General features: G+C 66.4%; 14 protein-coding genes. 7 read left to right on the top strand and 7 right to left on the bottom strand.

From position 1 onward, the window contains the following. Positions 1–149: 149 nt before the first annotated feature. Genes DPM33_RS19555 through DPM33_RS19525 form a run of 7 tightly spaced genes read left to right on the top strand, consistent with a single transcriptional unit; the run spans position 150 to position 7,260 of the window. Positions 150–500, top strand: a complete 351-nt coding sequence (locus DPM33_RS19555; RefSeq protein WP_112099073.1) for a RidA family protein — start codon at positions 150–152, stop codon at positions 498–500. A gap of 22 nt (positions 501–522) precedes the next feature. Continuing rightward, complete coding sequence (gene hydA / locus DPM33_RS19550; RefSeq protein ID WP_112099072.1) at positions 523–1,953, top strand: dihydropyrimidinase; 1,431 nt, start codon at positions 523–525, stop codon at positions 1,951–1,953. Continuing rightward, positions 1,938–2,852 (top strand): nitrilase-related carbon-nitrogen hydrolase, encoded by a 915-nt coding sequence (locus DPM33_RS19545; protein WP_112099071.1) that lies wholly within the window; start codon positions 1,938–1,940, stop codon positions 2,850–2,852. Before hydA ends, DPM33_RS19545 begins: the two co-directional genes overlap by 16 nt. Positions 2,853–2,859: 7 nt before the next feature. Continuing rightward, positions 2,860–4,167, top strand: coding sequence for a Coenzyme F420 hydrogenase/dehydrogenase, beta subunit C-terminal domain (locus tag DPM33_RS19540; RefSeq protein ID WP_112099070.1), 1,308 nt, complete (start codon positions 2,860–2,862; stop codon positions 4,165–4,167). Continuing rightward, entirely contained in the window at positions 4,164–5,324 is a 1,161-nt protein-coding gene (locus DPM33_RS19535; protein WP_112099069.1) for an NAD(P)/FAD-dependent oxidoreductase, read from the top strand. Before DPM33_RS19540 ends, DPM33_RS19535 begins: the two co-directional genes overlap by 4 nt. Then, a complete protein-coding gene (locus DPM33_RS19530; protein WP_112099068.1) occupies positions 5,321–6,598 on the top strand; it encodes a Zn-dependent hydrolase in 1,278 nt (425 codons plus the stop codon). The genes DPM33_RS19535 and DPM33_RS19530 overlap by 4 nt, the downstream gene beginning before the upstream one ends. A 17-nt stretch (positions 6,599–6,615) precedes the next feature. Next, entirely contained in the window at positions 6,616–7,260 is a 645-nt protein-coding gene (locus DPM33_RS19525) for a cysteine hydrolase family protein (RefSeq protein ID WP_245442255.1), read from the top strand. On the opposite strand, the gene DPM33_RS19520 is transcribed toward DPM33_RS19525, so the two are convergent. The 7 genes from DPM33_RS19520 to DPM33_RS19490 are packed head-to-tail and all read right to left on the bottom strand — an operon-like array spanning position 7,245 to position 15,908. Next, a complete protein-coding gene (locus tag DPM33_RS19520) occupies positions 7,245–8,735 on the bottom strand; it encodes an N-acyl-D-amino-acid deacylase family protein (protein WP_112099066.1) in 1,491 nt (496 codons plus the stop codon). The two genes, DPM33_RS19525 and DPM33_RS19520, sit on opposite strands and share 16 nt — an antisense overlap. Before the next feature lie 12 nt (positions 8,736–8,747). Further along, on the bottom strand, positions 8,748–10,289 hold the full coding sequence (locus DPM33_RS19515) for a trimethylamine methyltransferase family protein (RefSeq protein WP_112099065.1): 1,542 nt from the start codon (positions 10,287–10,289) through the stop codon (positions 8,748–8,750). A 21-nt stretch (positions 10,290–10,310) separates the two neighbouring features. Continuing rightward, on the bottom strand, positions 10,311–11,279 hold the full coding sequence (locus DPM33_RS19510; protein ID WP_112099229.1) for a D-2-hydroxyacid dehydrogenase: 969 nt from the start codon (positions 11,277–11,279) through the stop codon (positions 10,311–10,313). Between the two features lie 7 nt (positions 11,280–11,286). Continuing rightward, complete coding sequence (locus tag DPM33_RS19505) at positions 11,287–12,195, bottom strand: dihydrodipicolinate synthase family protein (RefSeq protein ID WP_112099064.1); 909 nt, start codon at positions 12,193–12,195, stop codon at positions 11,287–11,289. 9 nt (positions 12,196–12,204) lie between these two features. Further along, entirely contained in the window at positions 12,205–12,786 is a 582-nt protein-coding gene (locus DPM33_RS19500) for a hypothetical protein (protein WP_112099063.1), read from the bottom strand. Further along, positions 12,787–15,645, bottom strand: a complete 2,859-nt coding sequence (locus tag DPM33_RS19495; protein ID WP_112099062.1) for a 2Fe-2S iron-sulfur cluster-binding protein — start codon at positions 15,643–15,645, stop codon at positions 12,787–12,789. Further along, a complete protein-coding gene (locus DPM33_RS19490) occupies positions 15,642–15,908 on the bottom strand; it encodes a sarcosine oxidase subunit delta (protein WP_112099061.1) in 267 nt (88 codons plus the stop codon). The genes DPM33_RS19495 and DPM33_RS19490 overlap by 4 nt, the downstream gene beginning before the upstream one ends. Between the last annotated feature and the right edge of the window lies 1 nt (position 15,909).

Here is a 15,909-nt window from a genome sequence, read left to right as displayed (position 1 = left end):
GAAGATTGGCGCGGCTATGGCTCAAATTTTTTTGGCCATGCCGGCAAAGGAAAGCGGCATCTCGGCGCGCGGCGGGCTTTACAGCCCTTTTGCACCCTCCTTACCATAGGCAAAGCCAAGAGCCGGGAACCAGCGGAAGGGAACGAGCCATGACGATCGAACGCCTCGAAAACGGACCGCGCTTCTGCCGGGTGCTCCGCTACAACGGCACCGTCTATGTGGCGGGCCTGACCGCGGATGACCTTTCCGGCGACACGACCAGCCAGACCAAGCAGATCCTCGCCAAGATCGACGCGCTTCTGGCCAAGGCCGGCAGCGACAAGTCGAAGCTGCTCAGCGCGCAGATTTGGCTGAGGGACATCGCCGATTTTGAGATGATGAACACGGCCTGGGACGCCTGGATCGACAGGAGCGCCATGCCGGTGCGGGCCACGGTGGAAGCGCGGCTCGCCGGCGACCAGTATCGCGTCGAGATCATGGTGACGGCGGCTGTCGGCTGAGCCGATCGGCGGGGGTACGCCAATGCATGAGCTGGTGATCAGAGGCGGGCGCGTGGCGCTCGACGACGGCTGGGCCGAGTTCGACATCGGCATCGCCGACGGCCGCATCGCCGCCATCGGCAAGGGCCTCTCGGGCGCGAAGTCGATCGACGCCGGCGGGCGATGGGTGATGCCCGGCGGCATCGACGCGCATTGCCATCTCGACCAGCCGGTCTGGGGCGGTGCCGGCAACGCTGACGATTTCTATTCCGGCACCATCTCCGCCGCGTTTGGCGGCACCACATGTATCGTCCCCTTCGGCATGCCTGGACAGGATATGACGACGATCGGCGCCATCGACCGCGCGCTGGAGCGCGCGGCGGGACGCGCCGTGATCGATTACGGGCTGCATGCCGTGGTGACTATGGGCACCGGCGCGGATGTCGAGGCTCAGCTCGACGCGCTTGCCGGGCGCGGCATCGCCTCGGTCAAGCTGTTCATGACCTATCAGGGTTTTGCCGTCGACGACGACCTGTTCTTCAAGGTCCTCGATATGGCGAGCCGTCTTGGCTGGATCGTCATGGTCCATGCCGAGAATGATGCCGCGATCCGGCGCACGCGCCAGCGGCTCATCGATCTCGGCCGCACCGATATCCGCTATCATCTGGTCGCGCACAGCGAGACGATGGAGCGCGAAGCGACGCATCGCGCGCTGACGTTCGCCGAGATGACCGGCGCGCGCATGACCATCGTGCATGTCTCCTCCTGGCAGTCGGCCGAGGAGGTGGCGCGGGCCAAGACACGCGGCGTCGCCGCCATTGCCGAGACCTGTCCGCAGTATCTCTTCGTCAGCGCCGCCGATCTCGATCGTCCGGCAGTCGATGCGGCGCGCTTCGTCTTCTCGCCGCCGCCGCGCTCGCCGCGCAGCCACGAGCATCTGTGGCAAGAGCTGATCGATGGCGGCATCGACCTGTGGTCATCCGACCATTCGCCATACTATTTCGCCGACAAGATCGACCGGTCCGATACGCCCGGCTTTACGACGACGCTGAGCGGCATTCCCGGCATCGAGACGCGGCTGCCGCTGCTGTTTTCGGAAGGGCTGGTCACCGGCCGCCTGGCGCTCGAGCGCTATCTCGACCTCACCTCGCGCAATGCCGCCTCGATCTACGGCTTCGCCGACCGCAAGGGCAGCATCGCGGTCGGGCTCGACGCGGATCTGGCGCTGTGGGATCCCACAGTGCGCTGGACGCTGGGGCACAAGGCGCTGCATTCGCGTGTCGATTTCACGCCCTATGAGGGCAGAGGCGTTACAGGCAAGCCGACCACCGTGCTGGTGCGCGGCGTGCCGGTGGTCGCCGACGGCGAGCTGCGGGCTAAACCTGGGTTCGGGCAATTTGTGGCTCGAACGGCAGCCGATCCCACGCTTTCAGGAAAACCAGTCGAGGATTGGACGCCATGGCTCGATGCCTGACCATCGCCGTTTGCCAGACCGGACCGATCCAGCGCAGCGCCACGCGCGCCGAGACGGTCGGGCGTCTGGTGCATCTCTTGGAGAAGGCCGCGGCTTGCGGCGCCGAGATCGCGGTGTTTCCGGAGATGGCGCTCACCACATTCTTTCCGCGTTGGCGCATCGACGACCAGGCTGAGATCGATGCGTTCTTCGAAGCCTCGATGCCAGGCCCGGAAACGCGGCGGCTCTACGATGCCGCCGCGCGCCTGAAGGTCGGTTTCGCGCTGGGCTATTGCGAGCTTGCGCAGGAAGAGGGCCGCACGCGTCATTTCAACACGATGGATCTGGTCGGACCGGACGGCGCCTTCATTGGGCGTTATCGCAAGATGCATGTGCCGGGTTCGGCCGAGCCCGAAGCGGGCACGACAAGGCATCTCGAACGCCGTTACTTCGAACCGGGAAACCTCGGCTTTCCGGTCTTCGACTATCGCGGTGTGCGCGTTGGCTTGGCGATCTGCAACGACCGCCGCTGGCCGGAAACCTATCGCATGCTCTGCCTCAACGGCGCGGAGGTGGCGCTGCTCGGCTACAACACGCCGCTGCTGCTCGACGAGGCGCCGGCGCTGGCGCATCTCAGAATGTTCCACAACCATCTGCCGATGCAGGCCGGCGCCTACCAGAACACGCTCTGGATCGGCGCCGCCGCCAAGGCTGGGCTGGAAGACGGCCAGGCGCTGATCGGCGGTTCCTGCATCATCGCGCCGACCGGCGAGATCGCCGCGCTGGCGATGTCGCTCGACGACGAGGTCATCATGCACCGCGCCGATCTCGACCTGATCGATACCTGCCGTAAAGTGAATTTCAACTTCGCGCTCTATCGCCGCCCCGACCAGTACCGGCGCATTTCGGAACCGGTCTGAGATCGCGATGGGCCTGATCGAAACCAGTCGCAGCCAGGCCAAGATGCCGCACCCGGCCGATCCGCTGACGCTGAGCGAGATCGTCGAGAACGGGCTTTGCATCGGCTGCGGCCTCTGCCGTTCGATCGCCGGTCCCGGAGACGTCGACATGGTGATGACGCCGGAAGGGCGCGAGCGGCCGCTGGCCTTGCGGGCATTGGACAAGCCGACATTGGCGAAGATCAATGCCGTCTGCCCGGGAACGCGCATCGCCGGTCCGCCACAGATGAATGAGGCCGCATTGGCCGACACTGTCTGGGGACCTGTCGAAAGGCTGGTGCTTGGCCGCGCGGGCGACCCCACTGTGCGGTTTGTCGGCTCCGGCGGCGGGACGCTGACGGCGCTCGGCCAGTTCCTGCTCAACTCAGGCCGAGTCAAGTTCGTGCTGCATGTCGCGGCCTCGCGTGCCATGCCGATGCGTACGGAACGCAGGCTGAGCTTCGATGCCGCTTTCGTGCTCGAAGGCGCCGGCTCGCGCTATGGCCCGGCTGCGACCCTAGTGGATTTCAACGATATCCTCCATCGCGGCGAACCCTTCGCGCTGATCGCCAAGCCCTGCGACATCACCGCCGTGCGCAACCTGGCGCGGCTCGATCCACGCGTCGACGAACACATGCGCTATGCGCTCGCCTTCGTCTGCGGCGGCGCCTCGGACCTGACCAAGTCGGAACAGGTTCTGCAGCGCTTCGGATTGCGCGAGGACGAACTGGCTCTCTTTCGCTACCGGGGGCATGGCAATCCCGGCCTCAACCGTATCGAAACTCGCGACGGCCGCGCCTTCGAGATCAGCTACCGGCAGCTCTGGGAAGACGAGGACAAATGGATGATCCAGCCGCGCTGCAAGATCTGCCCCGACGCAATCGGGCAGGTGGCGGATATCGCGGTATCGGACGCCTGGTTGAACGGCGGGCCGGCGCTCGAGGACGAGCCGCTCAACGGCATCATCGTGCGGACGAAGCGCGGGCAGGAGCTGTTCGACGCGGCCGTCGAGGCTGGCGTTCTCGGTATCAAGCGGGAGAGCGGGATCGCCGAGATCAGCGAATTGCAGTCGCATCAGGTGCGCAAGCGGCGCGCGATCTGGGCGCGGCTGAAGGGCATGGCAATCGCCGGCAAGCCGGTGCCTTTCATCAGCGACCTCGCTTTGCGCGAGTGCGCCGTGCAGAATTCGCTGGCCGAGAATCTGGCCGAGGGGCGGGGCGCGCGCGATCGCGCCAGACGCGGCCGCCTGGGCGAGCCGCCTGCCATGCCGCGCGGAACAGTTTTGAGGGATCCATGAGCGAGCAGACCGACGTGATCATCATCGGCGGCGGCATGGCTGGTGCCGGTGCTGCCTTCGAGATTTCGCGCACCAGAAAGGTCGTGCTGCTCGAGCGCGAGAGCCATTGCGGCTATCACACCACCGGACGTTCGGCCGCTAGCTTCACCGAAAACTACGGCAACGGCGTGATCCGCCGCATCGTCTTGGCCAGCCGGGCATTTCTCACCGAGCCGCCGACGGGCTTTTGCGATTATCCGCTGCTCAGCAAGCGTGGCATGATCACGGTAGCGCGCGCCGACCAGCTCGACCTGTTGCGCGAGGATCTGGCCGCAGCACAGGCGCTGGTGCCCTCGATCGTCGCGATGAAGCCGGCCGAGGCGATCGCGCGCGTGCCGGTGCTGCGCAAGGATTATCTCGCCGGCGCCTATATCGAACCGCACTCGATGGATATCGACGTCAACGGCCTGCATCAGGGCTTTTTGCGCGGCGCCCGAGCGCGCGGCGCGCGCGTCGTCACCAAGGCCGGCGTCAAGGGCATCGGGCGGCAGGACGGCCAATGGCGGGTCGAGACGGAAGCGGGCACATTCCTCGCGCCGATGATCGTCAACGCGGCCGGAGCCTGGGGCGACGAGATTGCACTGATGGCCGGCGTGCGTCCGGTCGGTCTGCAGCCGAAGCGCCGCACCGCCTTCAACATCCCTGCACCGGCCGGTCTCGACATAACCGACTGGCCGCTGGTCAACGATGTCGGCGCGGAGTTTTATTTCAAGCCGGATGCCGGGCAGCTCTTCGTGTCGCCCGCCGATGCGACCCCGTCGGAGCCGATGGACGCGTTTGCCGAGGACATCGATGTCGCTATCGGCGCCGAGCGTCTCGAACGGGCGACCACGATCGAAGTGCAGCGCGTGTCGCGCTCCTGGGCGGGTCTCCGGACCTTCGTTGCCGACGGGTCACCGGTGGTCGGGCCCGATGACGAATTTCCGGATTTCGTCTGGCTGGTCGGGCAGGGCGGTTACGGCATAAAAACCTCGCCGGCGCTGTCGCGTGTCTGCGCCAGTCTGATCGACGGCGGCGGCCTGCCGGACGATGTCGCGAGGCAGGGCGTATCGCTCGAAGAGCTCACGCCGCATCGGTTGCGCAATGTCGAGGTTCCATCCAGGCAGGCCGTTTCATGAGCAGTGCCGTTCTTACGGCCGGTGGTGAACTGGCAGGGTCCATCCTGGACATGCTCGCTGAAGCCACGACGGATGCGCCCGGCATCACGCGAGTGGCCTACGGATCCGGCGAGCGCTTTGCTCACGATCTCGTGCGTAAGGAAGCGGAGAAGCTCGGCGCAGTCGCGCGCGTCGATGCCGCCGGCAATCTCTATCTGACGCTCAAGGGCAGCCGTCAGGATCTGCCAGCGATCGTCATCGGCTCGCATCTCGACAGCGTGGCCCATGGCGGCAATTTCGACGGCGCCGCCGGCGTTGTGGCCGGTCTGGCGGTGATGGCCGAATTGGCCGGGCAAAATATCCTGTTGCCGCGCGACCTGATCGTGCTGGCGACGCGTGCCGAGGAGGCCGTCTGGTTTCCGCTGTCCTATCCCGGCAGCCAGGCTGCACTCGGCCTGCTTGAGCCGCAGGCGCTCGAAGCCAGGCGCTCCGACAGCGGCCGCACGCTTGCCGAGCACATGCGCGAGGAAGGTTTTGATCCCGATGCTGTGCGGCTCGGCGTGCCGGGTATCGATGCCGGCACGATCGCCGCCTTCGTCGAGGTCCATATCGAGCAGGGACCGCGCCTGGTCACCGCCGGGGCGCCGGTCGGCATCGTCACCGGAATTGCCGGCGGGTTTCGCTATGTCGATGCCAAATGCTTTGGTGCCTACGCTCATTCAGGCGCCGAGCCGCGCTTTGCCCGGCATGATAGCGTGCTTGGCTTCGCCGACCTGGCCGCCGCGCTCGAGGCAGAATGGGACGCGATCGAAAGCGATGGCCATGAGGCGACCATCACCTTCGGTCGCGTGCAATCCGACCCGACGCAACATGGCGGCAGCCGGGTGCTCGGCGAACTCGGCTTCACGCTCGATGTGCGCAGCGCCGAGGCGGGCGTGTTGGACCGGATCGAGGCGCGGTTAAAGGCCATTCTTGCGGAGGTCGGCGCCAAGCGTGGCGTGACCTTCGAAACCGGTCCGCGCTTTACCTGGGAGCCGGCGACCATGTCACCGGCGTTGACAGCAAGGCTCGATCGCGCCGCGACCGAATTGCAGATGCGGGCGCCTCATGTGCCCAGCGGAGCCGGCCATGACGCGGCGACCTTCGCCGGCGCCGGCATTCCGACCGCCATGCTCTTCGTGCGCAATGAGAACGGCAGCCACAACCCGCTTGAGGCAATGGATATCGCCGACCTCGATCAGGCGATCCGGCTGCTTCTGTGCTTCGTCTCCGATTTCGACACGGATCAGCCATGAACCTCGCCAAGACCGCCTTGCTCGTCATCGACCTGCAGAATGAATACCGCCCCGATGCGGCCTGGCCGGTTATTGGCTATGACGCAGTGCTCGCCAACACTGCTCAGTTGATCGAAGCCGCCCGCAAGGCGGGCGTCCCGGTTATCCACGCGCAGGCCTGGGTGAAGCCGGAAGAGCGCGACGGCTATGCGCGGCAGGAGGAGATCCTGACCGAGGAGTTCCGCTCTGCCGTGGCTGGCAGCGAAGGCGCGGATATCTGCGCCGAGGTGGCGGCGCTGACCGGCGACATCGTCATCCACAAGCATTGGCCGAGCGCCTTTCGCCGCACCGATCTTTCGCAGTGGCTCGCCGCGGTCGGCATCGATAACTTGATCGTCGCAGGTGTGCTGACCGACAGCTGCGTGACCGAAAGTGTCTTCGATGCGGTCTACCAGGGTTTTCGCGTCTGGCTGGTCAAGGAGGCCTGCGGCAGCATGACCGAAGCCATGCACCGCACAGGTATGCTCGATATGGCGAACCGCCTGTATGGCGGCGGCATATTGCGCCTGCCCGAAGCACAGAAGGCGCTGGCCGGCCAGCCTTTCAGCGGCTGGCGCTGCACGCGGCCGGTGGAGTTCGCCTATACGCTGGAGAGCGTCGACCGGATCTACGAGGCGCTGTGATCGGCGCCGCAGTTGCATGCGGCTCCGAAAACCGTCTTTGAAGCTGAAGGCTTGAGCACCGCACCCGGCAGCGCTCCGGTCGCCCTGCCGCTGCGCCAGACCGAGACGCCGTTGACGAAGACCTGCTCGATGCCGGCGGCTGGCTGGCGCGGCTCCTCGAAAGTGGCGGTGTCGATGATCGTCTCGGGATCGAAGACGACGAGGTCGGCGAAATTGCCTTCTGCCAGAATCCCGCGCTGCGCGATGCCGAACTCCTTCGCCGGCAGCCCGGTCATGCGAAACACCGCTTCTTCGAGACTGAGCAGGCCGACATCGCGAACATAGTGCCCGAGCACGCGTGGAAACGTGCCCCAGAGCCGAGGATGCGGGTGGATGTCGTGCGGTAACCCGTCCGAGCCGATCATGGTGCGCGGATGCGCGATGATGTTGCGGACATCGGTCTCGTCGAGCTGGAAGTACACCGCGCCGGCCGGCAGCAGACGCTGGCCGGCTTCGCGCTCGGTGCAATTCCATTCGCGCGCGATGTCGGCGATCTCGCGCCTCGCCATCTCCGGATGCGGATCGGACCAGGTGACTAGGATCTTCAACCCGGTGTCGCAGCGCTCCAGGCGAAGCACCGTCGAGCTCGCGGCATAGGGATAGACATCCATGCCGATGTCCATCGTCTCGCGCGCCCTGTCGATCCTTTCCAGCGAGGGCCGGCTCTTGCCGAAATTGGCGCGGCCGGTGCACTGGTGGTGCGAGATGAACAGCTTGCCGCCGGCATGGTCGGCAATGTCGATCGCTTCCTCGATCGCCTCGTCCATCGTCTCGAAATAATTGCGCGTGTGGGTGACATAGGGACCGCCGAGGCCTGCGGCGGTAGCGGCCAGCGCCTTGACCTCATCGGTCGATGAGTTGACGGCCGGCGGATAGTCGAGCCCGGTGCTGAGGCCGAACGCGCCTTCGGCCATGGCCTCGGCGACCGCTTCCTGCATCGCCACCGTTTCGGCCTCATTGGCCGGCCGGTCGGTCACCGGCATGCAGCGCTTGCGCAAGGTGGTGTGCCCGACGAGCAGGGCGGCGTTGGTGGCGATGCCGCGCCGCTTCAACTCGGCGACGTAGTCGCCAAAACGGTCGAAGCGGAAATTCTCGCGGCCGCCGACCAGCGTGAAGGGCGGCGGCGGGGTTCTATCGAGCAGCAGCGGCGCGAGGCTGACGCCGCAATTGCCGGCGATCACCGTGGTCACGCCCTGGCTGATCTTCGGGTCCATGCCGCGCGGCGAAAGCAGCGCGCCGTCGTCATGGGTGTGCACGTCGATGAAGCCCGGTGCGACGACCTTGCCCCGGGCATCGATTTCCTCACTGCCCGTCGCGGCGCCCAGTCGGCCGATCGCCGCGATGCGGTCGCCGGTGACTGCGAGATCGGCCTCGAAGGGTTTCGAGCCGTCGCCGGCGATCAGCGTCGCGTGGCGGATGACGAGATCGTATGGCATCAGGCGGATTTCCTAGGTTTCCGGATTGGCCGCGATCTCTTCCCGGCGGCGCGCGACATAGGCGTCGAGCGCCTCGCGGATCGCGGGGTCCATCACCGGTTCCTCGTAATCATGCAGCGCCTGCTGCCAGAGCTCGGTCGCGCGCTCCAGCGCATCCTTGCCGCCGGCTTCCTCCCAGGCGCCGTGGTTCTGCCAGTTGGAGAGCATCGGCTGATAGAAGGCGGTGGTGTAGCGCGACATGGTGTGTTCGGCGCCGAAGAAATGGCCGCCGGCCGGCACCGACTTGATCGCCTCGAAACCGAGGTCGTCCTCCTGGAACGGCAAGGGCCGCAGGAACTCCATCATGTTCTGCAGGATCTCGACATCGAGGACGAGCTTTTCGTAGGACGCCGTCAACCCGCCCTCCAGCCAGCCGGCCGCATGATAGATCAAATTGGCGCCGCCAAGCACCGCGCCCCAGGTCGCCATCTCGGTCTCGTAGGCGGCCTGCAGGTCGACGACGTTGGAGGCATTCGCATTGGAGGTGCGATAGGGCAGGTTGTAGCGCCGCGCCAATTGTCCGGCGATGATGTTGGCCTTGGCGTTCTCCGGCGTGCCGAAGGCCGGCGCGCCCGACTTCATGTCGACGTTGGAGGTAAAGGCGCCATACATCACTGGCGTGCCGGGATTGACGAGTTGCGTCAGCACCACGCCGAACAGTGCCTCCGCATTCTGCTGGCAGAGCGCGGCGGCCAGCGTCACCGGGGTCATCGCGCCCATCAGCGTGAAGGGCGTGACGGTCACCGGCTGGCCGTGTTCGGCCATGGCGATCAGGCCTTCCGCCATCGCGTCGTCGAACAGGCGCGGCGAGTTGATCGAGATGATCGTGGTCACGCCGGGCGATGCCCGCATCTCCTCGACGGAGATGCCGCGCGCTATCGCCATCATGTTGATGCCGTCCATCGCCCTGGCGCGGCCGATCGCGGTGCAGTGGAAGGAGAGGTCGCTCAGCGTCAGGTTGGCGTGGTAGGTGTCGAGATGGCGGGCATTGGCCGGCAGTTCCATCGGCGCCACCACCTGATTGCCGATGATGTGGATGGCGTTGAAGTGGTGCGCCAGCCGGATGAAGTTCTGGTAGTCGGGGAGATTGCCCTGGCGGCGGCCATTGATGCGGTCATGCACGTTGGGCGGGCCGGCCACCAGGCCGAAGACCAGCGAATTGTCGCCGAGATGGACCTGCTTTTCCGGGTTGCGGCTGGTCAGCGTGAAGGACGAGGGAACGTTGTGCAGCGCCTCGGTCACGATGCTTTCGTCGATGCGGATGGTGTTGCTCTCCCGATCGACGATGGCGCCGGCCGCGGCGAACAGGTCCATCACCTTTTCGCTCATGACGCGGATGCCGAGTTCCGAAAGGATGCGCATCGAGGTCTTGTGCAACTGTTCCATGCGCTCCTCGTCGAGGAGCCGCATAGGCGGGTAGGGGTTTTTCACGCTCTGCCACGGCAGTTGCGCGATGCCGCCGCCGCTGCGTCCCAGCTTCGATCTGCGGCCACCGCCGCGCCTGTCCTGTGACATCGGACTACTCCCTCCCGGGTTTCAGTACCCGCGTTCCGGATTGACCACGTTTTCCAGCGGCTCGCCTTCGCGGTAGCGCGCCAGATTGTGGGCGAACATGCGCACCGACTTGATGTCCCAGCCGTCATAGACCGCCGCACAATGCGGCGTTACGGCGACGTTGTCGTAGCCCCAGAGCGGATGTTCCGCCGGCAGCGGCTCGGTCGCAAAGACGTCGAGCGCCGCGCCCTTGATCCGTCCCGCATCGAGCGCGCCCAGCAGTGCGGCTTCCTCGACGACGCCGCCTCGCGAAATATCGATGAGCACGACCGATGGTTTCATCGCGGCAAAGGCGGCCTCGCCAAGCAGGCCGCGCGTGTTGGGGAGTAGCGGCACGCAGCAGACGATGAAATCGGCGCGGGCAATCAGCGGCAGCAGCGCGTCGACTCCATGGACCTCGTCGAGGCAGGGCGTCGGCTTGGGGCGTGCGCGGATGCCCAGCGTGCGCATGCCCATCGCCTGCGCACGGCGCGCGACGGCCTCGCCGGTCTTGCCGAGGCCGACAATGAGGGCGGTCTTGCCCTCGATCGGCTCGACGCGGCCGCCGCCCCATTGACGGGCCTGCTGCCGGCGCCCGAAGCCGCGCAGGTCGAGCGAGAAGGCGAGCATGCCGCCGAGCGCGTATTCGGCCAGCATACCGGCGGCGACGCCGGCCGAATTCGTCACCGTCACATGTGCCGGATCCCAACGGCCGAGATGGTCGGTGCCGGAGCCGCCGATCGACACCCATTTCACCGTAGGGCTCTCGACGAGGGCCTGGCGCGGATAGCGCGGCGTGCCGTCGAAGCGAATCGTATAGACCACTTCCGCTTCGGTCTGCTCGATCAAAGCGGGGAGGCCGGCATAGGTGTCGCAGGCATGGACCTCAAGGTCCGGATGCGTTTCGGCGAGCACGCCAAGCGCGCCGGCCGGCTTGTCGGTGTGCACGATGACGGTTGGGCGCGCCGACATCGCGACCTCAATTACTGCCGATATGACCGGCGGCGGCGCCGAGCGCGGCAAGCAGCGCCTGGCCGTTTTCCAGCGTGACATTCTCATGCGGCGCGCGCAGGTTCAGCCAGCGCCGGTCGCCGGACTTGACCGCGAGCACGGCCTTCATCGCAGGGATCAGCCCGGCATCCTGGATCACTTTCCGGAACGCCTTGATGGCCGCATCCGCCTCGGTGACGTCCTTGCCCTCGCGGGCCGCGTCATAGAGGCGGCGGATGGCGGCGGCGTTCAAATTGACCGTCGCCGAAATGCAGCCCGCAGCGCCGCTGGCGAGACCCTTGGTGAGCTGCGCCTCCGAGCTTGGAAAGACCGAAATACCGGGCGCGGCAGCGATGACGGCGGCGGTGTTGTTCCAGTCGCCGGCGCTGTCCTTGTAGGCGACGACCGTGTCCGGAAATGCTTTGCTCAACCTGGCCGTCAGGGCGGGGCTGACCGGCACGCCCGAGTTCTGCGGGATATGGTAGAGGATCACGCGCATCGAAGGCTTTGCCACCTTGTCGATCAGTTCGCTGTAATAGCGTGCCTGACCGTTGTCGCCGGCGCCGGTGTAGAAAAAGGACGGCAGCACCATGACCGCGGCGCAGCCGAGACCGACGGCATGCGCCGACAGCTCGACCGTTTCGGGAAGCGCGGTGACGCCGGTGCCGGGCATCAGCCGGTCCGGAGGGATGCCGGCCTCAACCAGCCATTCCAGCGCCTCAATGCGCTCGCGCAAGGAAACCGAGAGGGCTTCGCCCGTCGTGCCAAAGGGCGAGAGGAAATGCGCGCCCTGGCCGAGCACCCATTTGGCGTGGGAAATCCAGAGGTCGCGCGCGATGCGGCCGTCGTCTTCGAACGGCGTCAGGATCGGGGCGATGGTTCCTTGCGGGCGGGTCATGGACGTCCTCTATGCATTGTGCTGGTCGATAGGCGTGGCCACCGCCGCCACAGTGCGAGCGAAGTAGGCCGAAGCAGTGATGTCGAAGAGTATGTCGAAACCCGCGGGCGAACGGAATGCGACCGCCTCGATATGGCCGACGCGCGTCTGGGCGATGTCGTCGGCGCCGAATTTTCGGGGCCTCAAGTCCAGCGCGCAAAGCGCGCTCATCGCTTCGGCTAGGCGAGGGCCGGAAAGCCGCATCCATGCCCAGCCCTCCTCGCGCCATGACGAAAAACCCTTCGGCGCCGCCGCGACCTGCCAGGCGGTCTTGATCTGGGCGAGCGTCTCGCCTGCGTCCTCGGCGAGAAGCAGGATGTCCTCGTTGCCGAGGCGCAGGACCCGCATGCCGCGATGCTCGCCGATCCGATTGACGGGCGGGAGGGGAATGCCTTGCGCCGCAAGCCAGGCGGCGCTGCCGCCGCCTTTCAGGCCGAAGCGCGGGGTGTCCGTGAGGTCGCTCAGCACGACCGCGCCGGAAACCAGCCTTGTGCCGTCTGCCGCGCCACCGGGCATGAAGGGGTAGATGCGGGTCGCGATGCCGGCGGCCATCTAGATCTCCTGCCGCGCGTTGGTCGGGTCGAAGAAGGCGTGGCCGACGACCGGGGCTTCGATGAGTTCGCCGTTGCGGCACTTCACCGTCACGCGGCTGCCTTCCGCCTGGTCGTCGACATGGACATAGGCGAGCGCGATGTGGCGCTCGAGCGACGGCGAGTATCCGACCGACGTGATCTGGCCGAGAGGCGCGCCGTCGCGCAGCACCAGGCAGCTTTCGCCGGCGATGTTCCCGGCGCCGGCGGGGAATTGCAGGCCGACCAGCCTGCGGCTCTGCCCGAGCCTTGCGCGCATCTCGATGGAGCGCTTGCCGACGAAGAACGGCTTCTTCTTCGAGACCGCCCAGCCGAAGCCCAGTTCGTCGGGCGTGGTGATCGCATCCGTGTCCTGGCCGATCAGGATATGGCCTTTCTCCAGGCGCAATATGCGAGATGCCTCCAGCCCGTAGGGACGCAAGCCATGCGGCCGGCCCGCCGCCATCACCGCATCCCAAAGCCTGGGTGCCAGGCTCGAGGGGCAATGCAATTCATAGCTGAGCTCGCCCGTGAAGCCGATGCGCATCACCCGTACCGGGACGCCTGCGACAGTGCCGTCGCGGCCGCTGAGATAGGGGAAGGCGTCGCGGCTGAAATCGATGTCGCTCTCCAGTGCCTCGAGCACCTGGCGCGCCTTGGGTCCGGTGACGTTTAGGCCGCAGAAGGCGCCGGTCAAGTTGAGCACGTCGACCTTCAGGCGCCACTCGGCATTCCAGAACAGCATGTCGGCGTAGACGCGCGCGACGGCCCCGGTGGTCGCCGTCACATAGAACTGGTCCTCGGCCATCCGGTAGGCGACGCCATCGTCGACCACCGAGCCCATCTCGTTGAGCATCAGGCAGTAGCGGACGCGACCCACAGGCTGGTTGGCATGGGCCATCGTGTAGAGGCGGTCGAGAAATTCACCGGCGTCCGGCCCGTGGATTTCCAGCTTGCCGAGCGTCGAAACGTCGAGCAGGCCGACGCCTTCGCGCACCGCGAGGATTTCTTGGCGGACAGCTTCCTCAGCATTGCTTGCGTCCCCGTAGTAATAGGGCCGCCACCATGCGCCGACGGGCTTCATCACCGCGTTCAGGGCGATGTGGCGCGCATGCAGCGCGGTGCGGCGCTCCAGCACCTCGTGGTGGCCCGCGAGCACGCCGAGCGTTTCCGGCCCGACGGGGGGACGCGCCGTGGTGATGCCGATTTCGCCGACGGTGCGGCCGGTCGCCTCGGCGACGATCCGGGCGGTTGCCAGGGCCGAATGGCGCCCCTGACTCGGGCCCATGCCGACGGTGGTGAAGCGCTTGACCAGCTCGATCTCGCGATAGCCATCCTTGGTCGCGTTCTGCAGATCCTTGACCTGCAGATCCTCGTCGAAATCGACGAAGTCGCGTCCCTTGGGATCGGCGACGATGGGCTGCACATAGCGCGGCCGAGCGATCCTTGGACCGGCCGCCGGAGGCTGCTCGTCAACCGTATGGCCGAGGCGCGACAGCGCGGCTGCCGCCGCGCGCCGGCCGCTGGCGATGGCATAGTCCAGATCGTCCGTTCCGGCAACGGCGCCAGCGAGATGGACGGAGCCTTCCGGCAGCGTGATCGTCATCGTTTGCGTGGCGGCGTCGTAGCCGACCTTGCCGCCCGCTTGGCATGGCAACTGCCATGCCGGGGCTTGGCCGATCGAAACGGCGAGCAGGTCGCAGGCGACCCAGCTTCCGCCGATGCCGACGCGGGCAAGATGGCGATTTCCGGCAGTGCCTTCCGCGGCTTCGATGGTCGCGCCTTTGCGGATGGCGACGCCTTTGCCGCGCAGTTCGGCTTCGAACGGGCCGACCCCACCGGCCGGTCTCGGGTCGACAAGCTCGACGACCGATACGCCTGCATCCAGCAGATCGAGGGCCGCCCGATAACCGTCGTCATTGGCGGCCAACACGACGGCGCTGTCGCCGGGCCGCACGCCATAGTGCCGGATCAGGCGTTGGGCGGCGCCGCCGAGCATGATCCCCGGCAAGTCGTTGTTGCGGAAGACGGCCGGCTGTTCGATGGCACCGGTCGCCAGGATCACCTCGCGGGCGCGTGCCCGGTAAAGCCGGTTGCCCTGGATCAGCGGCAGCCAGTTGTCTTCGTACCAGCCGTTGCAGACAGTGCCGGTCAGCACTCTCAGATTTGGCAGCGCGGCAAGTCTTGACGACATGCCGGCGAGCACCGCCGGATCGTAGCGGCCATAGCTCAGCGCGCCGCCGATCTCGGGGTTCTCGTCGCATAGCACCACTTCGGCGCCGGCCTCGGCGGCGGCGATCGCGGCGCTCAGTCCCGCCGGGCCGGCGCCGACGACGAGCACGTCGCAATGCAGGTGCGTCTTGTCGAAATGCCGATGCGGAGCCTTGGTGTCGACGGCGCCCAGGCCTGCCTTGCGGCGGATGATAGGCTCCCAGAATTTCAGCCAGCTATCGCGGCGCGGACCGATGAAGGTGCGGTAGTAGAAACCGACCGGCAGGAAGCGGCCGAACCTGTCCATGATCGCGTCGCGGTCGCGCTCGAGCGAGCCGTTGACGTTCTGGGCGCTGACCCGCATCCCTTCGCTGATCGGCGTGCGCTCGGCGGCGACGTTGGGGTCTGAGGGCAATTGCACCAGCGCGTTGGCGTCGGCTCCGGTCATCGACAGGATGCCGCGAGGACGATGATATTTGAACGAACGCGACAGCATCCATTGGCCGGAGGCGGCAAGTGCGGTGGCGATGCTGTCGCCTTCATAGCCGTCGAAAGCCTTGCCCTCGAAGCTGAAACGGATAGGGCGGCTCCGATCGATGCGGCTTCCGAAAGGGGGAGGCAGCCGGTTCATGCGCGGTCCCGCGGTTCGGATGCATCGAAGGTGCGAATGATCTCGTTGCTGACGAGATCGCGCTCGGCCAGGAAGAAATAGTTGCTCGGCACGTGCCGCCACCACTCGACCACGACGCCACGACGGTTTTCGGCACGGAACAGATGCCGCGACCATTCCCTGTCCGCGGTCGCGTTCGGATCGGGCCTCGCGCGCACCGGACCGAAGGACTGGAACTCGTCGATGTTGCGCGGGCCGTTCATGGGGCAGGTGAGCAGTTTCATC

The sequence above is a fragment of the Mesorhizobium hawassense genome (assembly GCF_003289945.1).
Taxonomy (GTDB): Bacteria; Pseudomonadota; Alphaproteobacteria; order Rhizobiales; family Rhizobiaceae; genus Mesorhizobium; species Mesorhizobium hawassense.
This window is presented reverse-complemented; position numbering and strand designations above follow the sequence as displayed.